At 60.9% G+C, this 21,904-nt stretch carries 24 protein-coding genes; 14 read left to right on the top strand and 10 right to left on the bottom strand.

The genetic code is table 11. The annotated features are described in order from the left end of the window. The first annotated feature begins 245 nt into the window (after nucleotides 1-245). On the top strand, nucleotides 246-1,220 hold the full coding sequence (locus tag R8871_RS16860; RefSeq protein WP_175051469.1) for a hypothetical protein: 975 nt from the start codon (nucleotides 246-248) through the stop codon (nucleotides 1,218-1,220). Between the two features lie 4 nt (nucleotides 1,221-1,224). Here R8871_RS16860 and R8871_RS16855 read toward each other — a convergent pair whose 3' ends face one another. Continuing rightward, complete coding sequence (locus tag R8871_RS16855; RefSeq protein ID WP_175051468.1) at nucleotides 1,225-2,310, bottom strand: TIGR03118 family protein; 1,086 nt, start codon at nucleotides 2,308-2,310, stop codon at nucleotides 1,225-1,227. Nucleotides 2,311-2,432: 122 nt separating this feature from the next. Next, a complete protein-coding gene (locus R8871_RS16850) occupies nucleotides 2,433-3,836 on the bottom strand; it encodes an aminotransferase-like domain-containing protein (protein ID WP_175051467.1) in 1,404 nt (467 codons plus the stop codon). Nucleotides 3,837-4,142: 306 nt separating this feature from the next. On the opposite strand from R8871_RS16850, the gene R8871_RS16845 reads away from it, so the two are divergent. The 3 genes from R8871_RS16845 (at nucleotide 4,143) to R8871_RS16835 (ending at nucleotide 6,791) form a co-directional block, all read left to right on the top strand. Next, nucleotides 4,143-4,283 carry a hypothetical protein gene (locus R8871_RS16845; protein ID WP_175051466.1) on the top strand — a complete coding sequence of 47 codons (141 nt, stop codon included), beginning with the start codon at nucleotides 4,143-4,145 and terminating at the stop codon, nucleotides 4,281-4,283. Next, nucleotides 4,283-5,512, top strand: a complete 1,230-nt coding sequence (locus R8871_RS16840; protein WP_175051465.1) for an NAD(P)/FAD-dependent oxidoreductase — start codon at nucleotides 4,283-4,285, stop codon at nucleotides 5,510-5,512. Before R8871_RS16845 ends, R8871_RS16840 begins: the two co-directional genes overlap by 1 nt. A 130-nt stretch (nucleotides 5,513-5,642) precedes the next feature. After that, the gene (locus R8871_RS16835) at nucleotides 5,643-6,791 is read left to right on the top strand and encodes a branched-chain amino acid ABC transporter substrate-binding protein (RefSeq protein ID WP_175051464.1); all 1,149 of its coding nucleotides are present in this window, start codon (nucleotides 5,643-5,645) and stop codon (nucleotides 6,789-6,791) included. A 31-nt stretch (nucleotides 6,792-6,822) separates the two neighbouring features. On the opposite strand, the gene R8871_RS16830 is transcribed toward R8871_RS16835, so the two are convergent. Beyond that, on the bottom strand, nucleotides 6,823-7,590 hold the full coding sequence (locus tag R8871_RS16830; protein ID WP_175051463.1) for a YkgJ family cysteine cluster protein: 768 nt from the start codon (nucleotides 7,588-7,590) through the stop codon (nucleotides 6,823-6,825). A gap of 275 nt (nucleotides 7,591-7,865) precedes the next feature. On the opposite strand from R8871_RS16830, the gene R8871_RS16825 reads away from it, so the two are divergent. Then, a complete protein-coding gene (locus R8871_RS16825; RefSeq protein ID WP_175051462.1) occupies nucleotides 7,866-8,489 on the top strand; it encodes an HAD family hydrolase in 624 nt (207 codons plus the stop codon). Nucleotides 8,490-8,536: 47 nt separating this feature from the next. On the opposite strand, the gene R8871_RS16820 is transcribed toward R8871_RS16825, so the two are convergent. Then, nucleotides 8,537-9,442: a LysR family transcriptional regulator gene (locus tag R8871_RS16820; RefSeq protein WP_175051461.1), complete on the bottom strand. Its 906-nt coding sequence runs from the start codon at nucleotides 9,440-9,442 to the stop codon at nucleotides 8,537-8,539. Between the two features lie 136 nt (nucleotides 9,443-9,578). Between R8871_RS16820 and R8871_RS16815 the strand changes: the two genes are divergently transcribed. From R8871_RS16815 to R8871_RS16800, 4 genes are all read left to right on the top strand, one after another. Continuing rightward, nucleotides 9,579-9,914, top strand: a complete 336-nt coding sequence (locus R8871_RS16815; RefSeq protein WP_175051460.1) for an ArsR/SmtB family transcription factor — start codon at nucleotides 9,579-9,581, stop codon at nucleotides 9,912-9,914. Further along, nucleotides 9,911-10,351, top strand: a complete 441-nt coding sequence (locus R8871_RS16810) for an SRPBCC family protein (RefSeq protein ID WP_175051459.1) — start codon at nucleotides 9,911-9,913, stop codon at nucleotides 10,349-10,351. The genes R8871_RS16815 and R8871_RS16810 overlap by 4 nt, the downstream gene beginning before the upstream one ends. A 10-nt stretch (nucleotides 10,352-10,361) precedes the next feature. After that, the gene (locus R8871_RS16805; RefSeq protein ID WP_175051458.1) at nucleotides 10,362-10,598 is read left to right on the top strand and encodes a hypothetical protein; all 237 of its coding nucleotides are present in this window, start codon (nucleotides 10,362-10,364) and stop codon (nucleotides 10,596-10,598) included. Between the two features lie 560 nt (nucleotides 10,599-11,158). Then, nucleotides 11,159-13,333 (top strand): M1 family metallopeptidase, encoded by a 2,175-nt coding sequence (locus R8871_RS16800; RefSeq protein ID WP_175051457.1) that lies wholly within the window; start codon nucleotides 11,159-11,161, stop codon nucleotides 13,331-13,333. A 169-nt stretch (nucleotides 13,334-13,502) separates the two neighbouring features. On the opposite strand, the gene R8871_RS16795 is transcribed toward R8871_RS16800, so the two are convergent. Together R8871_RS16795 and R8871_RS16790 are read right to left on the bottom strand one after the other, a co-directional pair. Beyond that, nucleotides 13,503-14,195: a hypothetical protein gene (locus tag R8871_RS16795; protein WP_246287621.1), complete on the bottom strand. Its 693-nt coding sequence runs from the start codon at nucleotides 14,193-14,195 to the stop codon at nucleotides 13,503-13,505. Between the two features lie 66 nt (nucleotides 14,196-14,261). Beyond that, a complete protein-coding gene (locus tag R8871_RS16790) occupies nucleotides 14,262-14,552 on the bottom strand; it encodes a hypothetical protein (protein WP_175051333.1) in 291 nt (96 codons plus the stop codon). Nucleotides 14,553-14,786: 234 nt separating this feature from the next. Between R8871_RS16790 and R8871_RS16785 the strand changes: the two genes are divergently transcribed. The 4 genes from R8871_RS16785 (at nucleotide 14,787) to R8871_RS16770 (ending at nucleotide 18,435) form a co-directional block, all read left to right on the top strand. Then, nucleotides 14,787-15,743, top strand: coding sequence for a metallophosphoesterase family protein (locus R8871_RS16785; protein ID WP_175051456.1), 957 nt, complete (start codon nucleotides 14,787-14,789; stop codon nucleotides 15,741-15,743). A gap of 33 nt (nucleotides 15,744-15,776) precedes the next feature. Further along, the gene (locus tag R8871_RS16780) at nucleotides 15,777-16,121 is read left to right on the top strand and encodes a cupredoxin domain-containing protein (RefSeq protein WP_175051455.1); all 345 of its coding nucleotides are present in this window, start codon (nucleotides 15,777-15,779) and stop codon (nucleotides 16,119-16,121) included. 396 nt (nucleotides 16,122-16,517) lie between these two features. Further along, on the top strand, nucleotides 16,518-17,330 hold the full coding sequence (locus R8871_RS16775) for a hypothetical protein (protein WP_175051454.1): 813 nt from the start codon (nucleotides 16,518-16,520) through the stop codon (nucleotides 17,328-17,330). Beyond that, a complete protein-coding gene (locus R8871_RS16770) occupies nucleotides 17,290-18,435 on the top strand; it encodes a GGDEF domain-containing protein (protein ID WP_175051453.1) in 1,146 nt (381 codons plus the stop codon). The genes R8871_RS16775 and R8871_RS16770 overlap by 41 nt, the downstream gene beginning before the upstream one ends. A 9-nt stretch (nucleotides 18,436-18,444) precedes the next feature. Here the strand turns inward: R8871_RS16770 and R8871_RS16765 are convergent, their stop codons facing one another. From R8871_RS16765 to R8871_RS16755, 3 genes are read right to left on the bottom strand one after another with little or no spacing between them, the layout of a single operon-like run. Next, nucleotides 18,445-18,669, bottom strand: coding sequence for a DUF1289 domain-containing protein (locus tag R8871_RS16765; protein WP_175051452.1), 225 nt, complete (start codon nucleotides 18,667-18,669; stop codon nucleotides 18,445-18,447). Between the two features lie 2 nt (nucleotides 18,670-18,671). After that, entirely contained in the window at nucleotides 18,672-19,739 is a 1,068-nt protein-coding gene (dmeF, locus tag R8871_RS16760) for a CDF family Co(II)/Ni(II) efflux transporter DmeF (RefSeq protein ID WP_175051451.1), read from the bottom strand. A 13-nt stretch (nucleotides 19,740-19,752) separates the two neighbouring features. Then, nucleotides 19,753-20,028, bottom strand: a complete 276-nt coding sequence (locus tag R8871_RS16755) for a metal/formaldehyde-sensitive transcriptional repressor (protein ID WP_054035422.1) — start codon at nucleotides 20,026-20,028, stop codon at nucleotides 19,753-19,755. A 194-nt stretch (nucleotides 20,029-20,222) separates the two neighbouring features. On the opposite strand from R8871_RS16755, the gene R8871_RS16750 reads away from it, so the two are divergent. Further along, the gene (locus tag R8871_RS16750; protein ID WP_175051450.1) at nucleotides 20,223-21,068 is read left to right on the top strand and encodes a phytochelatin synthase family protein; all 846 of its coding nucleotides are present in this window, start codon (nucleotides 20,223-20,225) and stop codon (nucleotides 21,066-21,068) included. A 70-nt stretch (nucleotides 21,069-21,138) separates the two neighbouring features. Here R8871_RS16750 and R8871_RS16745 read toward each other — a convergent pair whose 3' ends face one another. Then, nucleotides 21,139-21,786, bottom strand: coding sequence for a glutathione S-transferase family protein (locus tag R8871_RS16745; RefSeq protein ID WP_175051449.1), 648 nt, complete (start codon nucleotides 21,784-21,786; stop codon nucleotides 21,139-21,141). Between the last annotated feature and the right edge of the window lie 118 nt (nucleotides 21,787-21,904).

Genomic DNA, 21,904 nt, shown 5'->3' with positions numbered 1-21,904 from the left:
AATGCAGGGACGTGAAACGATAGCCCATACCTGATATCCGCGCCCCGGTTCATCCGATTCCATCGCCGCGGATCATCACCCGGCTCGAGCGTGACGCAATGAACGCGCGAGCCGCGGCACGATGGCTGCGCGTCTCGCGCGGACTTCTGACTTAGCCCATGAAAGGAGAGGCGGATCAATCCGCAAAAAAATAGCGGCAACGCTGGAAAAAAGCGAACCGTCTCTCACGCATGGTGAGGAGCAACGTGAATCTTTTTCCTTGCACGCTGGTTTATGTGGATGTCGACGCGAGTCCGGGTCCCAACTCGACGAATCGCGATCCGCTGTCGTATGTGAGTCAGGCGATCTGCCTGAACAACAGCTTGCGCCAGGCCGGCATGCCGACGCTGACCATCATGACCAACGCGCCGGCGGTGGTCGCGCAACGGCTCGAAAGCCTCGCGAAGGCGCACCGTCCCGCACTGATGACGTTGAAGGCGACGATCGAGTTGCCGAAGAGCACGCCATTCTATGCCGCGCATTTCAAGCTGGATCTGATGGACCAGATGGCCGATTCGCTGCCGGCCGACACGATGCTGTTGCTGCTCGACGCCGACATGGTCGCGCTGCGTCCGCTCGAGCGTAATCTGATCGAGCGTTGTGCTGAAGCAGGGCTCGGCGCATTCGATATTTCGGATCAGGTGTTTCCTCCGTACGGCAGCGAATGTGTTGCTGCGGATCTCGAGATCGTGGCGGATAGGCGGCTCAGAAATCCGCGTTGGTACGGTGGCGAGTTTCTTCTGGCGACGCCCGCCGCATTACGCCGGCTGGTTCCGCGCGCGCGTGCCAGTTACGCGCGCTACGTCACCGAAATTGGTCGCCTGAGACATCACGGTGACGAAGCGTTCATTTCCGCGGCACTCAATGTGCTGGTCGACGAAGGGCAGAGCCTGATCGAGGTGGGGGCTTATCAGGCTGTCGGCCGTCATTGGCCCGGCAATAATTATCGCGACCTGCGCTGGTTTCGCTGCTGTTCGTTCGTTCACCTGCCAGGCGGTAAAGCGTTGCTGGAACGCGAGGCGCGTTTTGCTGAATTCGCACCGGACCGTTTCTGGCGCCAGATGCGCGTGGCGCATCTGCGCGGCCGTGTGCGTCACGCGTTGAAACGGATCGCGCGGTTGCTCAGTGTCGAGCGCCTCGCGACGCTGTCTGCTTACGCCTTGCGCAGCGTAAAGAGCTAGGCGTTCACATTTTTACGTCGATGCGTCCGTAGACTCCATCTGCTTCGTCGTTAGGCCCCGCAGCAAAAAACAGCGTGTTGGTCGGCTGATTATCGAGTCCGTTGCCGAATGCGATACCCCAAAGCCCCGGTTGCACGAACGTAGTTCCGTTCGACAGGTTGACGGCGCCGAGCGATTGCCCGCTTGCCGGATCGAAAGCGTTGATCGTGCCGTCGCCGAAATTCCCGACCAGTATGTCGCCGCTGAAGCGGCCGAAATTGCCCGGCGCCTGTGCGACGCCCCACGGCGCGTTCAACGCGCCCGCTGAGGCAAAGTGCTGCAGCAGATTGCCGGCCGTATCGAATACGTCGACGAAGCCCAGGCCGGAACCGTCGACATTGTCATGCGCGGCCGCGTCCTGTTTGGCGTAGGTCACGAAGAGTTTTGAGCCGATCGCCTGAATGCCGAACGGCGCAAAGCCTGCCGGCAGCGTTGCGTCCTGAAACTTGCCGGGCATCGCAACTTTCGTGAAGTTCGTGTCGAATACGTCGATCCTGTTGTTGTGGAAATCGGTGGCATAGAGGAAGTTCGCCGAGCCATTGCTTGCGAGGGCGAGGCCTTTATAGACCGCGCCGGCACTGCCGCCGTCGAACATGACGATCGCGTTCGTGGGCGCGACCGCCGGCGCCCATGCGGTGATCGTGCCGCCTTCGCCGGAGAAGATAAAGGCGCCTACACCGGACTTGCCACCCTGAGTGACCGTGAAATTCGTCGTGCCGTTGAATACGATGCCGGTCGGATTCGCCGGGCCGCTAGTTCCGTTCGGAATGCTGACGACCAGCGATTGCGGCACACCGTTGCCGTCATAGAGCGTGGCGACGGAGGTCCCGTTATCGGCGACCCAGACGAAGCCCTTTGGATTGAAGGCGACACCCCATCCGTTTTTCAGATTAGGGTCGGTGTGCGGCGCGGAGACCGCGCCGTCGGAAACCAGCACTGACGAGGTAAACGACTGCGCGTTGATAGATCCGGAACTGCCGCCGCATGCGACAAGACTCGTCAAAGCCGCGGCGCCCACCACAGCGCTCAATACCTTAAGCACAGAATTCATGACCGCACCTCTCTCAAGACCGATGGTCGTTGCGGTTATTGAACGAGGCAGGTGGTGGGTTTATTCCTTTGGTGCTTGAACAATTTTGATTTGATCTGAGGCGGTATTCAGTTGGCCTTCTTTCAGATCGTGCCGAACAGTGCCCGGGGGCGATCCTTCAGCGTGCCCGTCAACAGCCGTAACGCACTCACCAGTTGATCGCGGCTGGTCGCGCATGCGAGGTTGATCCGCACGCCGTGCTCGATCTCCGACCGGTCAACCGCAAACGCCGACGACGGCATCACCACCACGCCACGCGCCTTCGCATTCGCCGCAAAGTCATCGGCACGCCATGGCGGCGGCAGCTTGAGCCACACGAACATGCACGCCGGGTCGGTCTGCAGCAATTCCTGTGGCAACAGCTCGCGCGCCAGATCCTGTCGTGCGCGGATTTCGGCAAGCTGTGCATCCATGATGTGGCGCGCGGTGCCGTCTTCGATCCAGATTGAAGCGATCAGCATCGACATCGGCGCGGGCATCCATGCGGTGGTGCGCACCGCCTCCGCACATAGCGCGGAACTGTCCGGCGGACTCAGCAGGTAACCGAGCCGCAAACCGGGCGCGAGAATTTTCGAGGTTGCCGCGAGATGGAACGTCAGTTCTGGACACAGGCTCGCAATGGTCGGCAGCCGCTGCGAAACCAGTGGCCCATACACGTCGTCTTCGATGATGGCTACGCCATGCCGGCGTGCAATGTCGACGAGCGCCATGCGGCGTTCGAGACTCATTGTCGTCACCGTCGGGTTTTGCAGATTCGGAACGGTAAAGATCGCCTTCACCGGCATACGGCGGCAGGCACGCTCCACCTCGTCGGTCAGCAAGCCGTCACGGTCGCTCGGAATACCGACGATCTCGAACTGGAACACGGGAGCCAGCGCTTTCAACCCGTAGTAGGTGAGTTGATCGGCGAGGATGACGCCATCAGTGCCGATCAGGCTGTTCAGCACCGCATATAAGCCGTGCTGCGCGCCGCTCGTGACCACCACGTGGTCGGGCGCCGGCGCGAAGCCCGGCGCGGCCATCCAGCGTGCGCCGGCGGCGCGCGCCCAGGCGGGGCCTTGCGGCGGCTGGTACTCCTGCAATTGCGGGTAACGCGGATCGCGCGGCAATTCCGCCAGCGTGCGCGCGAGGCAGTTCAGGAATTCGCCGGTGGCCGGCCGGTTGACGGTCAGGTCGATCGCCGCGTTGCTGGCCGGCTGGGCCGGTTCGACGCTCGGCATGGCGCCCCCGGTCACGAGCGAGCCGCGCCGTTTGCTGCCGATCACCAATCCGCGCAACTGCAGTTCCTTGTACGCACGGGACACCGTCGACACGTTGATGCCCAGTTCGGTGGCCAGTTGCCGCTGCGGCGGCAGGCGGCTGCCCGGCGGATAGATGCCGCTGCGAATCTCGTTCTCGATCGAGCTGGACACCTCGACATACGTGGAGCGTTTCGCCTGCGCCGGCGCGCCGTTGGCCCCACGCGCTGTGTCTTTGCCAGAAGCCATAAGAACTGATGTCTCCATACAAAATCGACTTTGTCCGCAATTGTGCGGAATTTTGCCGATTCTATACCAGACAAGCGCCGCCGCAATGCCTAAAAACGGCGCGCCGTAACGGTTGGCGTCCGGCGCGCCCCTGTTTGCAAGGACTGCGCCATAGACCATCCAGGGAAAATGCCAGGGCCACACAATGTGAGTTTTAATTGCACACAAAAAAATATTGTGTGATTCTGATTGCCAGAGTTTGTCTGGTGGCGAGTGCGCCCAGATGTCGCCGGACAGTGTCCGGATTCTGTCCCCAGGAGTTTCCCGATGAGTTTTCCGCAGTTTCCTCAGGCCCCATCCGCGCCGAAACCCGGCGCGCTGGCGAGCGAGCGGCATGCCACGATGCACGCGCTCACCGGCGACGGCTGCAACGGCTGCGGCGGCTACGACTTGCAAGGACGCAAGTGATGCCGGAGATTGCCATCATCGGTGCGGGATTCATCGGCCTCGCGAGCGCTGCGGCGCTGATGCGCGACGGCCATCGAGTCACGCTGTTCGATCCGGCAGGCGTTGGGCAGGGCGCGTCGTTCGGCAACGCGGGGACCTTCGCGCACTACGCGTGCATTCCGGTCAACAACCCGTCCGTGTTCCGCGATCTGCCGCGTTTTCTGCTATCGAATGACAGCCCGTTCAGATTGCGTTGGGGGTACCTGCCGCACCTTGCCCCGTGGCTTGCGCGTTTCATGATGAGCTCGCTGCCGCGACGTTACGCGGCGAGCGCCACCGCACTCGCGGCGTTGCTCGATCGCGCGCAAGACGGCTATGCGCCGCTGCTGGCAGACGCGGAACTGGCGCGTTTCGTCCGGCCCCGCGAATGTCTCTATCTGTATTCGAATGCGGCTTCGTTCGATGCCGCGCGTCCTGCACTCGATCTGCGCCGGCAATTAGGCGTTGCCTTCGACGTGCTGGGCGGCAACGACATCCGTGCGCTCGAACCGTCGCTCGCACCGATATTCGAGCGCGGAGTGTTGTTCAGTGACAGTTGGCATTTCTCTAATCCACAAGGCTTTCTGCAGACGCTTTATCTGCAGCTTGCCGATCAGGGGCTGACACTGCAGCGTTCGAGCGTCGACGCGGTGCAGCCTTCGGCCGACGGCGCGAGTGTGACGATCGAAGGCGCGACGCGCCGCTTCAGTCACGTTGTGATCGCCACTGGCGCGCGCTCGGCTCAATTCGCGAAACAATGCGGCGATCCGGTTCCGCTCGACACGGAGCGCGGCTATCACGTCCGCTTTCCAGGCGCGCAACAACTGGTCTCGCGACCGGTCGGCTGGGCCGAGCGCGGCTTCTACATGACGCCGATGAGCGACGGCCTGCGCGTCGCGGGCACGGTCGAACTGGCGGGTTTCGGTGACACGCGCAACCGCTCGCTGATCGATCTGCTGACGTTTTCTTCGAAACGCGCGTTACCCGCGCTCGATACGCCGGATAGCAACTGGCTCGGGTTCCGGCCGACGTTGCCGGACGGTGTGCCGGTACTCGGACGCTCGCGCGCGAGCGAACGGGTGATCTACGCATTCGGCCACCAGCATCTCGGACTGACGTTAGCCGGGGTGAGCGGGCGCATCGTCGCCGATCTGATCGCGCAGCGTGCGCCCCCGCTTGATCTCGCGCCTTACTCGGCTACGCGTTTTTGATTTCGTAGAGGTTTTGACCGCACCGATTTTCCTGTTTCACCACTAGCACCGCAGGACAGATTCGACGCGTCGCGCATCGGATCGGCCAACCTACACATCGCGCGACGTTACATCTCGCAAGGAGCGCATCATGAATCGCCGCAATTGGCTGTTGAGTGCCACAGTTTGCGCACTCGTCACATATCTACCGTCTGCGTGGGCGGCCGATCCTGAAGTCGTCAAGATCGGTTTTGTCGGACCGTTGACCGGACCGGTCGCGCGAGTCGGGAAAGACTTGCAGTACGGAGCGCAACTCGCGCTCGATGAGGAGAATGCGAAACATCCGGTGATCGGCGGAAAGCCGGTCAAGTTCGAGCTCGATGTGCAGGACGATCAGGCAGACCCGCGCGTCGCGATTCAGGTCGCGCAGAAACTGGTCGACGACGGCGTGGTTGGCGTGATCGGCCACTACAACTCAGGGTGCAGCATTCCTGCTTCGACGGTCTATCACCAGGCGAACGTTGCGATGATCACGCCGGGGTCCACCAATCCGCAACTCACCAAGCAAGGCTACAAGAACGTGTTTCGCACCATGGGGCACGACGGCATCGGCGGTGTCGTGGCGGGGCACTTCGTGGTAGAGCAGATGAAGGCGAAGCGCATCGGCATCATCGATGACCGTACGGCATTCGGACAAGGGCTCGCAGATGCGTTCGAAAAAGGCGCTAAGGAAGCGAACGGCAACATCGTTGATCGTGAGTTCACGAATGACAAGGCCGTGGATTTTCGCGCCATCCTCACGACGCTCAAGAGCAAGAACGTCGATCTGATTTTCTTCGGCGGCCTGGATGAACAGGGCGCGATGCTGGTCAAACAGATGCGTTCGCTCGGCATGCAAGCGCAACTGTTCGGCGCGGGCGCGTTGAAGAGCAATGCGTTCCTGCAGATCGCCGGCACGGCGGGTGATGGCACGCAGGATCTCGAGCCCGGTCCGGCGCTCGACAAGCTGCCTGCCGCGCAGGAGTTCGGCAAGCGCTACAAGGCGCGCTTCAATCAGGATGTCGAACTGTACGCGCCGTTTGCCTACGACGCCGCGCTCGCCATGATCAAGGCGATTCACGGCGCCGACTCGCTCGATCGCGCGAAGATCGTCGACAGCCTGTCGAAAGTGAAGGTTACCGGTGTGACCGGCAATATCACCTTCGACCCGTATGGAGATCTGATCAAGCCGCCGTACACGCTGTTTCAGGTCCAGCAAGGACAATGGAAGAGCATCAAGACAGTGGGCGGCGGAGCGTAGTCTCTGTGAGACGCAGCGGGCGGTTCTGCGTCTATGAGGGCAGGAAAAATCCGTGATACCGGGAATTGCCGGCAGCGGTGGGCTCAGCGAGGTGACCGGTGGCGCCCACCGAAAGAAGCGTCTCAAGGGTTCCCGCCCGATTCGACACAAATGTCCACTGTGCGTTTGCGTCTTGCGATTCCGGCGCCGCGTGAACATGGCGCAGGGCAGTCAACAGCGCATCGCTATCCGGCGAAATCATGACAAAGCCTTCGTTCGCGAGCGCGGCATGATTTAGTCCCAGCTCGAGGCATACCTGCATGCGCAGCGGCGCCTCGAGCTGATTCGCGCGACGCGACTGCCCGACCTGTTCGACGGTCGCAGCATCGACAAGAATTCCGTGTCTTTGCAGCGGCGTCTTCTGCCACGCATCTGAAGGACACGCCTTGTTTTCCGGTGTCAGGACGACGAAAGGATTGATTTCAGCGGGATAAATCCGGCATACCAGTGGTCTTTCTTCGTAGATGCCGCAGCGCATGTCGGCGCCCAGATTAGGGCAGGCTCCATTGAACGCCGCGGCGAGAACGATCGAGATACGGACCGGCAGGCTTCCGCTCATTGCAGGCGAAGAACGCGCCCGTTTGTACTCAGCTTGCGCATTGCCCGGCTCGGGTTCGACCGGCCACGGTATGGCCTCGCAGATGAGTTCCATGTGCCCGCCGCGCTCCAGCCAGACGATCGCCTCGGCAATCGTCAGTGCCAGGCGCAGATCGTGGCAGCATTTGCCGCACGTAGTGCATTCGAAATTAATGTCGTTCACGCTAAATCCCTTGTCACAAAAGTCTACGCGGGTCTTAGTCGAGGCAAAGGGGAAATTCTGACTGCGAATCCGATAATTTTTTTGCTGCGGACTCGCCGCGCTGCCTAAGCTCTCCGCCTGGCGGCGGTTTGCGTCCGTACGCTTGATCTCTTTTCGTTCATGCGGCGCATGGCGTCGCCGGCTGGCCGAGGCACAATAGAAACAGATCGTCGTCCGATGGCCTACAGTCGGATGGCATGTTCATTTCTAGAAGCTTTCGATGCGAGGCCGACAGCATGACTGCATCCATCACGCTGGTCCTGTTCGACATGGAAGGTGTTCTGTCCCACTACGATCGTTCGGCGCGGGTCGATCGTCTGGCGGCGATTTGCGGGCAAACGCCCGAGGCCGTGCGGCACGCGATCTGGGGATCAGGGCTCGAAGCGCGTGCCGACGCGGGGCAGATCAGCGACGACGACTATCTGGCCGCGCTCGGCGAACTGCTGAATTATCCCGTCAGTCGGGAAGACTGGCTGAGCGCGCGCCACGCATCGATCACGCCGAATAAAGAAGTGCTCGCGCTCGCTGAACGCGTCGCCGAACACCGCCGGATCGCCGTGCTCACCAACAATTGCCGTCTGCTCACCGACCATATCGGCTTTCTCAATCCACCCGTCGCGCAACTGTTCGGTCCGCACGTGTATGCGTCCGCTGCGTTTGGCGCAGCGAAGCCGGCCGCTCAGACCTATCTTCGCTGTGTGGAGCAACTGGGTGTTCCCGCGTCCGAAACGCTCTTCATCGACGATACGGATGCCAACGTGGCCGGTGCGCGCCACGCCGGTCTGCAGGGATATCAGTTTGTTAGTACAGCAGCGTTGTACGCGGAGCTGGAGCGTTGTGGATTGATCGAACCGATGTGAAGTGATGTGACTCGGGCGCGATGCATGGTGCGCGGTTAAGCGTGCAGCTAACCGTTGAGGTCCGGATTATTCTGCGCGAGTTCGTGAATCCACTCGCTGAATACCCGCACGCACATGCTCAGCCGACGGTGCGGATACAGCAAGGAAAGGGGCAAGGACGGACATTGGTAAGCGCTAAAGAGTTCACGCAACGCGCCGGCCTCAATTGCCTTGGCGACCATGAAACGGGGAACCTGAATGATGCCCATGCCTGCGGTTGCTGACATGACATACACCAGCCCTTCGTTGACCGCGATGATGCCGTTCACGGTTTTTCTGATTCGCGTTCCATCCACTTCAAACTCGAATGGATAGACACGTCCGGTGCGCGCGGAAAAATAATTGACCGCACGATGGCGGTCGAGATCGTCGGGCGTGGTGGGTTCGCCCATTTGCTCGAGATACGCGGGCGCCGCGCAGATGGTTGTGCGCACACTGCCGATCGGTCGCGCGACGAGGTTCGAGTCGTCGAGAACACCGATCCGTATCACGCAATCGACGCCTTCCTGCACGAGATCGACGTTGCGATCGGCCAGCCCAAGCTTCACCGTGATTTCGGGGTAGCGCGCATTGAAATCGGGCATGGCGGGCAACAGCACATTGGCCGCGAACGTGGCGGACGTGTCGACACGAATCGTGCCGCGTGGGTTGAGCCGCTTGTTCGATAACGCGGATTCCGCGTCGGAGACCTCAGCCAGAATGCGCGAGCAGTACTCGTAGTAGAGCGCGCCGTCCTCCGTAACCTGCACGCTGCGTGTCGTGCGATTCAGCAGGCGCACCCCCAGATGGCTTTCCAGATTCTGCACGAGGGTCGACACCGACGCGCGCGGCATCTCCAGTGAATCGGCCGCCTTCGAGAAGCTCGATGCATCGACGACGCGCTTGAACACTGCCATGCCTTGAAGAATGTCCATACCGGCTTGCCCCCTCGAATGTGGCCGATCCGCAGTCTAGAACGGACTGGCGATGCGCCGCAAACCGGAGTGCGCGCGCTGTGGCTCGCTCACAAAAAATCTTGACACCGTTTGTTCACTGCCTATAGTTCACCATATGGCAAAGTCTCCAGTCAGTCAACTCGACCGCACGTTTTCCGCCCTCGTGGACCCGACACGCCGGGCGATCCTCGCTCGCCTGGAGCGGGAGCCCGGCCTGTCGATTACGGAAATCGCGCGGCCGCTGCCGCTCAAGCTTCCGGCGGTCATGAAGCACCTCGACGTGTTGAGCGACGCGGGTCTGGTGGCGCGCACCAAGAACGGACGGACCGTTTCGGTCGACCTGATCGCAGGGCCGATGGAGGAGGCGATGGCATGGTTGAGACGCTATGAGCGCTTCTGGTCCGCGAGCCTCGACCGGCTTGCCGATTTTGTGGAGGGACACGAGGAATGACCCAGGAAAAGCCGAGCCTGACTATCGTGCGGCGCATGAAAGCCCCGCCAGCCCGAGTTTATGCAGCGTGGACGAGACCCGAACTGATGGCGCGCTGGTGGGGGCCTGACGCGGGGCCGGTGCTCAGCGCCGAAGCCGATCCGCGCGTGGGCGGCCACTTTCGCGTGGTGTTCCAGACCCTGGACGGCAAAACGCACGACTGCCGCGGCGAATACCTGGAAGTCGAAACGGATCGCAAGCTCGTCTTCACGTGGGAATGGGTCAGCATTCCCGAGTGGCTCTCGCTCGTCACCGTCAGGCTGCGGCCCATTGACGGCGGCACCGAGCTCACTCTCACGCATGCGCAGTTCCTCGACGAGGCCGAACGCGACGCTCATCAGAACGGCTGGAGCCCCGCACTGGACAAGCTCGACGCATTCGTGGCTCAACCGGACTGAAGGCGCGACCATGTGCTGCGCGATCGTTGCACTCGCCATGACCTTGCTTGCCAGTTGGCGTAGCGTGTCGGGCACACTGATTGGCCGTGCCGGGCGTCTGCGCCGCATCGCAATCGTGTTGATTGCGATCGGCGCCGCTGCCGGCTCCGCGTTGGCGGCCGATCAATTCGCGGACGTTCGCGGCGGACAGTTATCGTTCTATGCGGGCCTGAATGCCATGCCGATTTGCGGTCACTTCATTCGCTAGTGGTTTATTTTCTTTCGCGAACTCAACAGCGGGTTAATTTTAAAGACATTGGCTGCCGCCGCGTCTGATAGCACACTCCGCACTGCAATAAAATAAAGTTTCTCGTAGAAATGTGCGCGTATCCCGTCTTTAGAGTATTAACTCTGCCGATTACTCCATCCATTCGATCTGCATACGCCATGCGCTTATTTCGGAAAGATTGTGAAAGGAAGTTGACACGATAACGTTTGCCAATCTAGGCTACGCACTGTCGCTAAAAACTGACCCGGTTTTAGTCCACCTGCTCGGAGACGCAGGCAAGCCGCCGCTTTGTCCGTCAGCCAGGCGATCGCATGCAACTGCAGAAAGAGGGCTTATGTCGTCTTTCTGAAAGTATTGTAATAATCAGGAAGCGTAATTCGAAAATCAGCCACAAGTGCTGAGGTAGTAACACGTCCATTTATTCTCGCTAGCAATCCGGCGCTAGTGCGGGAGACCTTTTGTGCTGAAAAAACAGAGAAACACAGCTTAAGCACTCATCGCACTTTCTTTATGCCGATTTTGTCAGTCGAGGATTAACTATGCGTATAAATTTCCGATTGCAGATACAGTGCCTGGCGTTAGCCGGAATAATGGTCCTGGCGGGCTGCGGCGGTTCAGATGGCTCGTCGACGCTCTCGAGCAAGTCCGCCCAGACGCCGTCCGCTGCCTCTGAAGTGGCGCTTGCGCCGCCCACGGCGCCGATCGTTGCGGACGCATCGATCAACAAGAGCGTGCCGCCGGTCGAATTGCCCGATACGGTCACACCGATCAACTACAAGCTATGGTTCCGGCCGAACCCGGCGCTCTCTTCATTCGATGGCCGGGCAGATGTCCAGATCAAGGTGCTGAAGGCCGTCAATGCGATCACGATTGCCGGGCACCGCATCAAGTTCACGAACGGCACGATCACCCTGCAGCCAGGCAACATCCAGCTGATCGCCACGCCGCAGGATGACGGTGATTTCTACCAGCTTCGGCCAGTGAGCGGGCAGATCGCTGCCGGCAACTATTCGCTCCACATGGAGTGGAGCGGCATCATCAACTTCAAGACCTACGACGATCCGGTCGCCAAGACCGGCGGCAGTTGCGGCGACGATCCCTATCCGGGTTGCTCCGCAGCGGAGGGCGTGTTCCGCGTCGATCTCAAGTCGACCGACGGCACGACAAGCGGTGCGATTCTCACGCAAGGTGAGTCGAACCTGGCGCGCCAATGGTTCCCGGGTTGGGACGAACCGGCTTTCCGGCCGACCTATGAGGTGAGTGCGGAAGTCCCGCAGAACTGGAACGTCGTCTCGAACGCGGCGGAAAAGTCGGCGGTGAACGTGGACAGCGGCTACAAACTGGTGTCGTTCGAAAAGACCCCGCCGATGCCTTCGTATCTGCTCTTCTTCGGCGGCGGCCAGTTCGACATTCTTGAAGACGACTTCTCGAGCCCGCTGCCTGATCACAAAGGTCTGCATCTGCGCATCTTCACGCCGCCCGGCATGCGCGACTGGGCGAAACCGGCCATGCAGCAGACCAAGCAGGCACTCGATTACTACTATCGCTACACCGGCATTCCGCTGCCGCTCACCAAGTTCGACACGATCGCCGCCAACGACGCGTTCAAGGAGCAGAAGGACCTGAACTTCGGCGGCATGGAGAACTGGGGCGCGATTCTCGAATTCGCCGACGATATTCTGCCGGCGCCCGGCACCTCCATGTCCGACTACGGCGTGACGGTTTTGACGCATGAGGCCGCGCACCAATGGTTCGGCGATCTGGTCACGCTCGACTGGTGGGACGACGTGTGGCTGAACGAATCGTTCGCGACGTTCTTCGAGAACAAGACCAAGGTGCGCTTCTTCCCGGACCGCTTCAGCTGGGTCGATGACGTGAAGAACAAGTACGCGGTCATCAACGCCGATCTGAAATCCACAGCGTTCCCGGTGCAGCCGAACTTCAACGGTTGGGCCTCGAACGACTTCGTGCTGAGCGCAAGCGCCTTTACCTACGACAAGGGCGGCCACGTGCTGAAGATGCTGGAGAATTATCTGGGCGAGGACGTATTGCGCAAAGGGCTGCAGTCGTATCTGGCCGACTATGCACTCGGCAACGGCACGCCGAAGCGGTTGTGGGACGAACTGGCCAAGGCGAGCGGCGAGCCGATGGTCGCGATCGGCGACAGTTTCGTGCGGCAAACCGGCGTACCTTTGCTCTCGCTCGACACCCAGTGCGATCTGACGACCAATCAGACCGTGGTCACACTCAAGCAGCAGCCGTTCCCGAACCAGAACCAGTATCCCGGCACGCAATGGACCATTCCGTTGACACTCGCCTATGGCGACGGACTGACATCGCGCAAGACGGTTGCGATGAAGGACACGCAAATGCAGGTGCGCCTGAACGGCTGCTCCGCTGTGCTCGCGGATCCGAGCGGTCTCGACTACTACGTGACGAACTACAGCAACAACGCGTGGAGTCAGTTGCTGGCGCAGGGGAACGCGCTGAAGGATCCGGTTTTGCTGACCAGCCTGCAACTCGAGGCCAAGCTGCTGGTGAAGAACGGTCTGGCGGATCCGTCGCGGGCAACCAGTATCGGCTCGCTTAGCCCGACGGCTACGCCGCTTGCGCGTCAATTGTTGATGACCGCGCCGACGACACAGTCGCTGCGTCCGACGATCCGCTATCAAGGTAAGTTCAAGCTGAAGCCGCAAGCGCAGCAAGGGCAATAAACCTGGTAAGCCCGTAGTTGTACCGGGCCGGAGAAAAGGGCAGGGACGTGGCCCGCATCGTCATACGATGCGGGCCACGGCACGTCTGATGGAACGAGCAGGCGCCGCTTCTTCAACCATGCTTTGGCATCTGCATCCGGGTAGACAAGCGAGCGAATGCCGGTGTCGTTCAGGCTGAACTCGGTCGACGCTCCAGCCAATTCCGCAACAGACCCGCTAAAAGCGCGCTGACGATCACGGCCAGGTAAAGCGAGACGAGACTGTGGCGCCACGTATCGAGTGCAAGCTGGTGCATCACCAGTTTCGAATCAGGCGCGGGGAGAACGACGTGCATTGCCACGACGGCTTGCTTCATCCGCAGAAAACCCACGGCGGATAGCAATGGCAAACCAACGAGCAGGGCCAGCAGGGCGGGCCTCGCGCGTTGCATCGCCGGATAGTGACGCAATCGGAACCACACGCCGAGGCAGCCATGAATCCAGCCTGGCGCGAGCAGCGCAAGTTGCAGACCCTGCGTGCCACTCGTGATCAGCGATATGACGATGCGCTCGTAGTTCGGCTCGAAGCCATACAGCGATGTCGCGAGGCGCGTTGCTACGGCATGCCGGATGAGCAGCAGGGGCAGGCTGAGTCCTGCCCACAGCCGGATCCATTCAGCGGGCGGGAGCACCCAGTGACGACGTCCGTAAATCGTACGCACAGCCAACGCGAAATGGATCAGGGCCGCACCGTACAACATGATCGTGCCGGGCACGCTGTGCCAGATCCACAGGGCGAACGTCAGTCCGCGCCCGGCAAGATCGAGTGACCAGATTCCGAGCGCGTGATTGACCAGGTGCAAAAACAGATAAATGAGCAGCATCACCCCCGATGCGAGTTGCAGGCGGCGCAGAACGGGCCACAATTCCGGTCGCACATTATTCTCCTTTCAATTTGTATGCTCGGAAGCGGCATGGGCGGCCGCACTCGAATCGCGTCGGGCATGCGGCCGCGCCGGCCTTTTCAAGTTCCTCACGCTCCTCATGCTCCTCATGCTCTGCGAGTGGGCGGCGGTGCGTGCCTGATGTCCGCTTTGTTGTGCCGCGCCCTGACGCACCGCTTCGGCAAATCGCTGTAACGCGGATAGCGAGCCGCACACGCTCTGGTATTCCTCGCGGCCAATCCTGCCGTCGAGGGTGATTGCCATGCCCGAGGCGCGGGCCATGTCGATGATGTCCATGTTAGCTACTCCTTTCAGGTTCTCTCACCTGCATGACCGCCGCCGTGGCGCGGCTATTCCCGCATTTACTCTGGCAGGCGTCACATCGGCGTGCGCGGTTGGATTGGCCTGCCCGCACTATTTTTCTGTGCCGGGAATAAAACCGGCGGCACGCCAGTATTCCTGATGAACCGAGTCGTGTGGCCCGCCGGATGATCCTGCGGTTTGCCTGCGAATCCTTATCGTGAGGTCAACATGTCGTCACATCATTCATCCGATCCTGCATTTAACCCGTCACGGCGTGGCGCCTTGAAGTGTCTCGCTTTCGGCGGCGTCGGCACGGTGTTCGTTCTTGCCGGCGGCATTCTCACACCGGTGGAACTGGCGCTCGCGGCCGACGCGAAATCATCCGCGACGTCAATGGGCGTGCCGCTTTTCCTCCAGATCAGCGATTCGCACATCGGCTTCAATAAAGAAGCCAACCCGGACGTCGCGGGCACACTCAAACAGACGATTGACTACGTCAATGCCATGCCGGTCAAGCCCGCGCTGACCATCCACACGGGCGACATCACGCATCTTTCCAAGCCGGCGGAGTTCGATCTGGCGGCGCAGTTGATGTCCGGTCTGAATATCACGGAACTCCATACCGTACCCGGCGAGCACGACGTGACGGACGGCCCCGGAACCGAATACTTCAGCCGCTTCGGCAAGGCTTCGGACAACAAAGGCTATTACAGCTTCGACCACAATGGCGTGCATTTCGTGGCACTCGTCAACGTGATGCATTTCAAGCCTAACGGCCTGGGCGGTCTCGGCGACGATCAACTCGCCTGGCTCGAAAATGACCTGAAGGGCCGTTCGTCCAGCACGCCGATCGTCGTCTTTGCCCATATGCCGATGTGGACGATCTACGAACCGTGGGGGTGGGGCACGGGCGATGCCGGTCAGGCCATGAGCTATCTGAAGCGCTTCGGCTCGGTGACCGTGCTGAACGGCCATATTCACCAGATCGTGTCGAAGGTCGAAGGCAATATCACTTTCCACACGGCCCGCTCGACAGCCTATCCGCAGCCGACCGCCGGCAACGGTCCCGGCCCGGGGCCGCTCACCGTAGCGAGCGATGAACTGCCGAAGATGCTAGGGGTGACCAGCATCAAGATTGTGCGTCATCCGCTCAAGGCGACGCTTGCCGATACGACACTTGTTTGATTTCAGAATTTTTTCTTTCGCAGGAGATCAGTTATGCAAACTAAAATTATTCGCCGCACGTTTTTCGTGTTGCTCGGGAGTTCGATGCTGATCGCAGCGTCGGCCGGATTATCCGTTGCGCGGGCAGAAACGCCGAACGCCGTGGTCATCAAGAACTTCATGTTCAATCCGATGGCGATAACGGTCAAAGCCGGCTCGACGGTGACGTGGAAAAATCTCGACGGCGAACCGCATACGGTTGTGAACGACGCGGGCATGTTCCGCTCCGCCGCGCTCGATCAGAACGACACGTTCCAGTTCAAGTTCGACAAGCCAGGCGTCTACAAGGTGTTTTGCGGTATCCACCCGAATATGAAAGAAACGATCACCGTGCAATAGGTGACGGATCGGGTGCGGGGCGTTCTGCGCCCCACCTGGCATGCATGGCGTTTTAAGCGCTCGCTGCCGATAAGCACGCGCCACATAGGCGTGTTTATTGCGTGACGCAGAACTGCCGTGCATGCCTTCATCGTCGCCTCCAGCCCCCGCGTGGAAGCGCCCTGCAAGCGCTAGTGGCATAGCCCGCGGATACGCGCGGCGTTGAATCTTTTACCTGTCTCATCGACGCAAAAGCGGACTCGCAAAGCCGGCGTTTAAAGCGCAGCATTAGCGTGTTGTCGCTACCCGTCGAGCGGGAAAAGTTCTTCCGACAATAACGTCAGATCGACCTCGCTGAATCGTATGAACAATGTCTGCCGACCTGCCAGACATGTGAGGATTCCGGAGAGTATTGCGATGCTCAACGATACCGAATTTTCAAAACCTGCCGTAGAGAACCCGGATACTGACTTCAACGCGGGCGCTGAGCCGCCGGCTGCGGCGCCGCCCATCCGGTTCGGACGTCTTGCCCTGTGTGTCGCAACGGCAAGCGCGTTGGCTCTGGGCGTAGTGGGTACGGTCGCTTACGGTGTCTGGTTCAACCACGATCAACAGGCGTATGCGGACGCCATGGCGCGTGCGCGGCAAGCGCTCGGCACAGCTGCGTCAGCGGCAGCAGGGCCGGCGTTGGCAAAATCGATTGCACTGCCACGATCGGCAGCTTTCGCGGCAGCGCCGCAATCGGCGCCCGCAGCGGGCAGTATGCAAGCCCCCGCAGTTAAACCGGTGGCAACCGGAGCGCAGGTAACAGCAATTGCGTCGGCAACCACGGGTGCGCAGGCAACAGCAGATCCACCGGCAACAACCCAAACCCAGGCAGCAGCCGCAGCGCCGGACGGAGAAGAGGGCGGAAAACTGGCTTCCTGGTCCGGTCCAGTCACGCGACTCCCGGAGCCTACGGTTACTGAAACCGTCGTGGCGGATGCAACAACCGCTCTGGCCGCGTCGTCTGCCCCTGCGGTGGCACCGTCCAGTCCTGCTCCGCAGCAGTTGGCGTCCAGCCGTCCCAGCAGAGATGCGCGTCTCGCGCAGCAGGATCGTCGTGCGACTTCGGCGGCAAATGCCAGGCACAAAGGCAGTCTGTTTGCCCGGATGGGTTCGTTCTTTCGTCGCGTGAGCTACCGCCAGCATGACACCGGAAGCCGGCAAGACATCTATTCCCATCCCTGAGCGGACGCGTACCCAGCGCGCCGCTCGCGGGCGCGCTCTCGCGAACCGCTTCAGGCTGGGCCCGGCTGCGATCGCCGCCGCCGCGCTGGTTTGTCTGCTGGTCGGCCTTCTGTATCTGGCGCTGCAAATCCGAACGATCTTTTCCGATCAGTTGAAGCAGGAATACGCGGGGCTCGTTCTCGAAGCGGTCGATCGGGCGGAAGGCGCGCGGGATCTGGTCAACGTCTGGCAGCAACTGCCCGACGCCACGCAAGCCAAGGCCGCCGGGTATCGGCATGCGCGAACCGAATTCGCCCATCGCCTCGCGTCACTTGCGGCGCTGGTGGATGCGAGCCCGTCGTCGGCGCCGCGTCTGCCGCCAGCTTCGCTAACGCCCGACGCCGATCTGCGCGACACGGACGCCATGCTCATTACCGTGTCGGCCTGGTGGAGGGCGCAGCGCGACGCCGATAGCGCCGATGTGCGCGTGCGGATCGCCCACGTCGCGCGCACGCTGATCGCGTCGGCGGCATTGCTGTTCTGCATGCTGATCACCGCGCTGGGGATGTATGCCAAGCGGAATCGTCTGCTGGCAGGGCAGTCGCATGAATTCGAATGGGCGGCGCTGCACGACGCGATGACCGGCTTGCCGAACCGGCGCAAGCTGTTTGCCACGCTCGAAGCGGCGGCGACGAAACTGTCCGCACGCACCGCGCCTTCCAAAATTGCCGTGCTGTATATCGATCTGGATGGATTCAAGCAGGTCAACGACTCGCTTGGTCACCGCGTCGGCGATGAATTTCTGATCGCGGTGTCGAAACGCTTTCGCGAGTCGGTACGCAAAGTCGATGTGGTTGCCCGGATCGGCGGCGACGAATTCGCTGTTCTGGTCCGTGAATTTTCGACGAATGCGGAGCTCGGTGAAATCGCCCGGCGGCTCATCGCCTGCGTGGTTCAGACTGACCAGGCGATGGGCGTCGGGCTGGTGCGCGCCAGCATCGGTATCGCCAGTTTTCCGGATTCAGTCGACGATTACCATCGCCTCGTGGCCGCAGCCGACGAGGCGATGTACAGGGTCAAGCGCAATGGCAAGAACAGTTATGCGTTCGCTGATCAGGCGAACTGACTGGCGTCTTTACGACGTTTGCGTTTCCGGTGTTTCAGGCGTTTCAGGCGTTTCCGGCACCGGCGGTTTCACCTTGGCCTTGCGGCGCAAAGCGTCATTGATAACCTGATGGCGCCGGTAGTCGGTCATGTTTTTCCACTCACGAATCTCGTCACGGGTGCGCAGGCACCCGATGCAGAAGCCCGTTTTGCCGTCGATTTTGCAAATGTCGATACAGGGTGATTGAATTGCCATCTTCAGGCGATCAGCTCCGTTGGGTTGACTTCGACGGTAACGTGCGAGAGTCCGTTAAAGCGCTTTAGCAACGCATGATAGAAACGCGAGTCATGCCGCGTTTCCTGGGTCGCGACGGATATTACCGCACTCATATGACCGGGACCCACGCGCCAGACGTGCAGGTCGAGCACCTTGTCGCCGTTGTCTTCGATAGCGTGACGCACATTCTCCGTCATGCGCTGGTCGGGGTTGATATCGAGCAGGATCGCGCCCGTGTCGCGCATCAGCCCGTATGACCAGTTTGCAATCACCAGCGCACCGATGATGCCGGCGAGCGGGTCCATCCAGAGCCAGCCGAATTCACGCGCGAGAACGAGACCGATGATGGCCAGTACCGACACCGCGGCGTCCGCAATCACGTGAATGTAGGCCGAGCGGATGTTGTGATCCCGCTGCGCTGCGCTTTCGGCATCGTGATGGGCCGCGTGAGCGTGGTTGTCGTGCGCGCCGTGAGCATGGCCTTCTGCGTGAGCGTGATCCTCGTGGCCGTGAGCGTGTTCGTCGTGCTCGTGACCGTGACCGTGATGTCCGTGTTCATGACCATGCCCATGACTGTGCCCGTGATGATCGCCACGCAACAGCCACACGCTGGCCAGATTCACCAGCAGCCCGGCCACGGCAATCGGAATCGCTTCACCGAAATGAATGGGCACCGGCGAGAGAAAGCGCGACACGGCTTCGTAACCGATCAGCAGCGCAATCATGGCGAGCGCAATGGCGCTCGTGAATCCCGCGAGGTCGCCCAGTTTGCCGGTACCGAATACAAAGCGTGAGTCGCTCGCATGCTTGCGCGCATACGTATAGGCGAGCGCCGCGATCAGCATCGCCCCCGCGTGCGTCGACATGTGCAGGCCATCCGCCACGAGCGCCAGTGAGCCGAACAGGCTGCCGCCAACGATTTCGGCAACCATCATCACGGCACACAAAGCGATCACCGCCCATGTTCTACGTTCGTTCTGTTCATGGGCCGCGCCCAGAAAAATATGATCGTGTCCCGCGCCGAAAGCAGCGTTTCTGAAGTCACTCATGTCCTGCTCCGGTTTACTTGAAATAGCTGTGAACAACTTCGATGAGTTGTTCGGTTGCGCTGCCAGCAGGGTCTTCGTCTGTATGCGCATCTACCAGGTGATTTCTGATGTGGTCCTCGAGCACGACCGCCAGCAGACCATTCATCGCGCCGCGGCAACTGGTGATCTGCTGAAGGACGTCGGCGCAGCCGCGTTCGTCTTCGAGTGCGCGTTCTATGGCCTCGATCTGCCCCTTGATGCGGCGAACGCGGTTGAGAAGTTTCTGTTTTTCCCGAATCGTGTGACCCATGACTGTTCCAGAAAATACCCTAGGGGGGTATATGTTATCAGATCGAGCGGAGACGATTCAGTTCGTCTGCTTCCGGGCCGCACATTCACGCGCCAATCCGTTTCGTGTTAAAAAATCGAAGCTTGCCGACGCAGGGTGAAAAACGCGTTGGTACGGCCGAAGTCGTTCCGAAGTCATCCGCAGCGGAAGGGTTAATGTCCAGATATTCGTTGATGCGCGCCATCGAGCGCGTAAGCCGGCCTGAGTGGATTGTTGTTGTGCTGACGGCAACACTGGCGGCCTGCGCGCCGCTGCCACCAGCCGCAAATCAAGTCACGGATCAAACCGCGCATCAAGATACGCATCAAGCCGCCGCAGCGGGCATGGCGCGCGCAGCCGACGGGCCGCTGCCCGTCCCGCCGAACCTGATCGCGCTGACGCAGTCAACTGGCCAGACGCGCTTGATAGCCGCCACCCATAACCAGTCGTACTGGCCGCTGTCGCAGTACTTCGAAACGCAGCGCAACGAAGCCTATTGTTCGGTCGCGACTTCGGTGATGGCGCTCAATGCATTGGGCATTCGGCGTCCCGAGTCGACGCAGTACCCGGATTTCCCCTTCTTCTCGCAAGAGGATTTTTTTCGCAGCATCGATCCGCAGGTGGCCAACGCCGCGCGAGTATCGAGGGAGGGCATGACGCTCGACCAGCTCGGCACAGCGCTAAGCGCGTTTCCTGTCGAGGTGAGGAAATTCCATGCCGGCGACCTGACACTCGGTCAGTTTCGCGATCTGATTCGTGACACGACGAGTCACAGCGACCGCTTTGCGTTATTGAACTTCAGGCGAGTGGAGATAGGCGAAGCAGGGGGCGGTCACTGGTCGCCACTTGCCGCCTACGACGCGGCGAGCGACAGCGCGCTGCTTCTCGACGTGGCGCGCTACAAGTATCCGGCGGTCTGGGTACCGGTCACGCAACTGTACGCAGCGGCGCAAGCGGTCGACAACGTGAGCGGGCTGTCACGCGGCATCGTGATCGTCGGCACGCGGGCGAACTCGAACTAATCGACGCTGTTCACACCCGCGCAGTCATGCCAACCCAACCGCCGGCGAGCGCAAACTGGTCGCGCTCGCATCAATCATCCTGGTTGCGCCATTCGGTAAGCCCTTCTCGCGCATTCAATTCGATGAACGAGGGCAGCGCCCGCAACCCGCGGATATAGCGCGCAAGATGTGGCCAGCCGAGTGCGGGGCGCGGCATATTGCGTGTCCAGCGCATTATCACGACCGCGAGGAAATCGGCCGTGCTGAGCTTGCCGCCGATCAGATAGTCACGTCCGTCGGCGAGACCGGCGTCGAGCTGGTCACAGGCTTCTTCGATGCGGCGCCGCGCAAGCGCTTGAACGCCTGCGGCACCGGCAGGGTCCCCGTCGACGTCTGCGTAGAACCAGTCACGCATGGCGGGCAGCAACGTGTTGGCCAGATAGATCATCAGTTCCAGCCACGCAGCCCGGTCGGCGGAACCCGGCACTGGCGCGAGGGCGGCTTCAGGATGCCGCTCGGCGAGCAGCATCAGCAATGCGGTTGACTCGTGGCGCGGCGCTCCGTCGACCACCAGCGTGGGCACGCGGCCTGCGGGATTCAGCTGCAGATAGTCGGGGTTCCGCTGATTGCCGGCGTCGATGTCGACAAGCTGGACGTCGAACGGAATGCCCATTTCAATCAGCATCCAGTGAACGGCCATGCTTGCCGCGCCCGGCGAGTAGTAAAGACGATAGTCCATTCATTCGCTCCGCATACTCATTCGATTCGATCGACTTCAATTCGGGCGAAGTCTAACGCGATTCGTGAAAAAAAGGGGCTGGCGCCCAAAGCGACCAGCCCCTTCAACTGCTATTCAG

The sequence above is a fragment of the Paraburkholderia sediminicola genome (assembly GCF_902859805.1).
Classification (GTDB): domain Bacteria; phylum Pseudomonadota; class Gammaproteobacteria; order Burkholderiales; family Burkholderiaceae; genus Paraburkholderia; species Paraburkholderia sediminicola.
The sequence above is the reverse complement of the archived record's forward strand: the minus strand, read 5'-3'. Positions and strand labels throughout refer to the sequence as shown.

What these genes read in the sequence shown, in the direction of transcription:
- R8871_RS16780 (WP_175051455.1), top strand. Translation starts at nt 15,777, where the DNA reads ATGCAAACTAAAATTATTCGCCGCACGTTTTTCGTGTTGCTCGGGAGT.
- R8871_RS16765 (WP_175051452.1), bottom strand. Translation starts at nt 18,669, where the DNA reads ATGGCAATTCAATCACCCTGTATCGACATTTGCAAAATCGACGGCAAA.
- R8871_RS16805 (WP_175051458.1), top strand. Translation starts at nt 10,362, where the DNA reads ATGTGCTGCGCGATCGTTGCACTCGCCATGACCTTGCTTGCCAGTTGG.
- R8871_RS16815 (WP_175051460.1), top strand. Translation starts at nt 9,579, where the DNA reads ATGGCAAAGTCTCCAGTCAGTCAACTCGACCGCACGTTTTCCGCCCTC.
- R8871_RS16755 (WP_054035422.1), bottom strand. Translation starts at nt 20,028, where the DNA reads ATGGGTCACACGATTCGGGAAAAACAGAAACTTCTCAACCGCGTTCGC.
- R8871_RS16800 (WP_175051457.1), top strand. Translation starts at nt 11,159, where the DNA reads ATGCGTATAAATTTCCGATTGCAGATACAGTGCCTGGCGTTAGCCGGA.
- R8871_RS16825 (WP_175051462.1), top strand. Translation starts at nt 7,866, where the DNA reads ATGACTGCATCCATCACGCTGGTCCTGTTCGACATGGAAGGTGTTCTG.
- R8871_RS16855 (WP_175051468.1), bottom strand. Translation starts at nt 2,310, where the DNA reads ATGAATTCTGTGCTTAAGGTATTGAGCGCTGTGGTGGGCGCCGCGGCT.
- R8871_RS16845 (WP_175051466.1), top strand. Translation starts at nt 4,143, where the DNA reads ATGAGTTTTCCGCAGTTTCCTCAGGCCCCATCCGCGCCGAAACCCGGC.
- R8871_RS16745 (WP_175051449.1), bottom strand. Translation starts at nt 21,786, where the DNA reads ATGGACTATCGTCTTTACTACTCGCCGGGCGCGGCAAGCATGGCCGTT.
- R8871_RS16790 (WP_175051333.1), bottom strand. Translation starts at nt 14,552, where the DNA reads ATGGACATCATCGACATGGCCCGCGCCTCGGGCATGGCAATCACCCTC.
- R8871_RS16840 (WP_175051465.1), top strand. Translation starts at nt 4,283, where the DNA reads ATGCCGGAGATTGCCATCATCGGTGCGGGATTCATCGGCCTCGCGAGC.
- R8871_RS16770 (WP_175051453.1), top strand. Translation starts at nt 17,290, where the DNA reads ATGACACCGGAAGCCGGCAAGACATCTATTCCCATCCCTGAGCGGACG.
- R8871_RS16835 (WP_175051464.1), top strand. Translation starts at nt 5,643, where the DNA reads ATGAATCGCCGCAATTGGCTGTTGAGTGCCACAGTTTGCGCACTCGTC.
- R8871_RS16820 (WP_175051461.1), bottom strand. Translation starts at nt 9,442, where the DNA reads ATGGACATTCTTCAAGGCATGGCAGTGTTCAAGCGCGTCGTCGATGCA.
- R8871_RS16775 (WP_175051454.1), top strand. Translation starts at nt 16,518, where the DNA reads ATGCTCAACGATACCGAATTTTCAAAACCTGCCGTAGAGAACCCGGAT.
- R8871_RS16850 (WP_175051467.1), bottom strand. Translation starts at nt 3,836, where the DNA reads ATGGCTTCTGGCAAAGACACAGCGCGTGGGGCCAACGGCGCGCCGGCG.
- dmeF (WP_175051451.1), bottom strand. Translation starts at nt 19,739, where the DNA reads ATGAGTGACTTCAGAAACGCTGCTTTCGGCGCGGGACACGATCATATT.
- R8871_RS16810 (WP_175051459.1), top strand. Translation starts at nt 9,911, where the DNA reads ATGACCCAGGAAAAGCCGAGCCTGACTATCGTGCGGCGCATGAAAGCC.
- R8871_RS16795 (WP_246287621.1), bottom strand. Translation starts at nt 14,195, where the DNA reads ATGCTGCTCATTTATCTGTTTTTGCACCTGGTCAATCACGCGCTCGGA.
- R8871_RS16750 (WP_175051450.1), top strand. Translation starts at nt 20,223, where the DNA reads ATGTCCAGATATTCGTTGATGCGCGCCATCGAGCGCGTAAGCCGGCCT.
- R8871_RS16785 (WP_175051456.1), top strand. Translation starts at nt 14,787, where the DNA reads ATGTCGTCACATCATTCATCCGATCCTGCATTTAACCCGTCACGGCGT.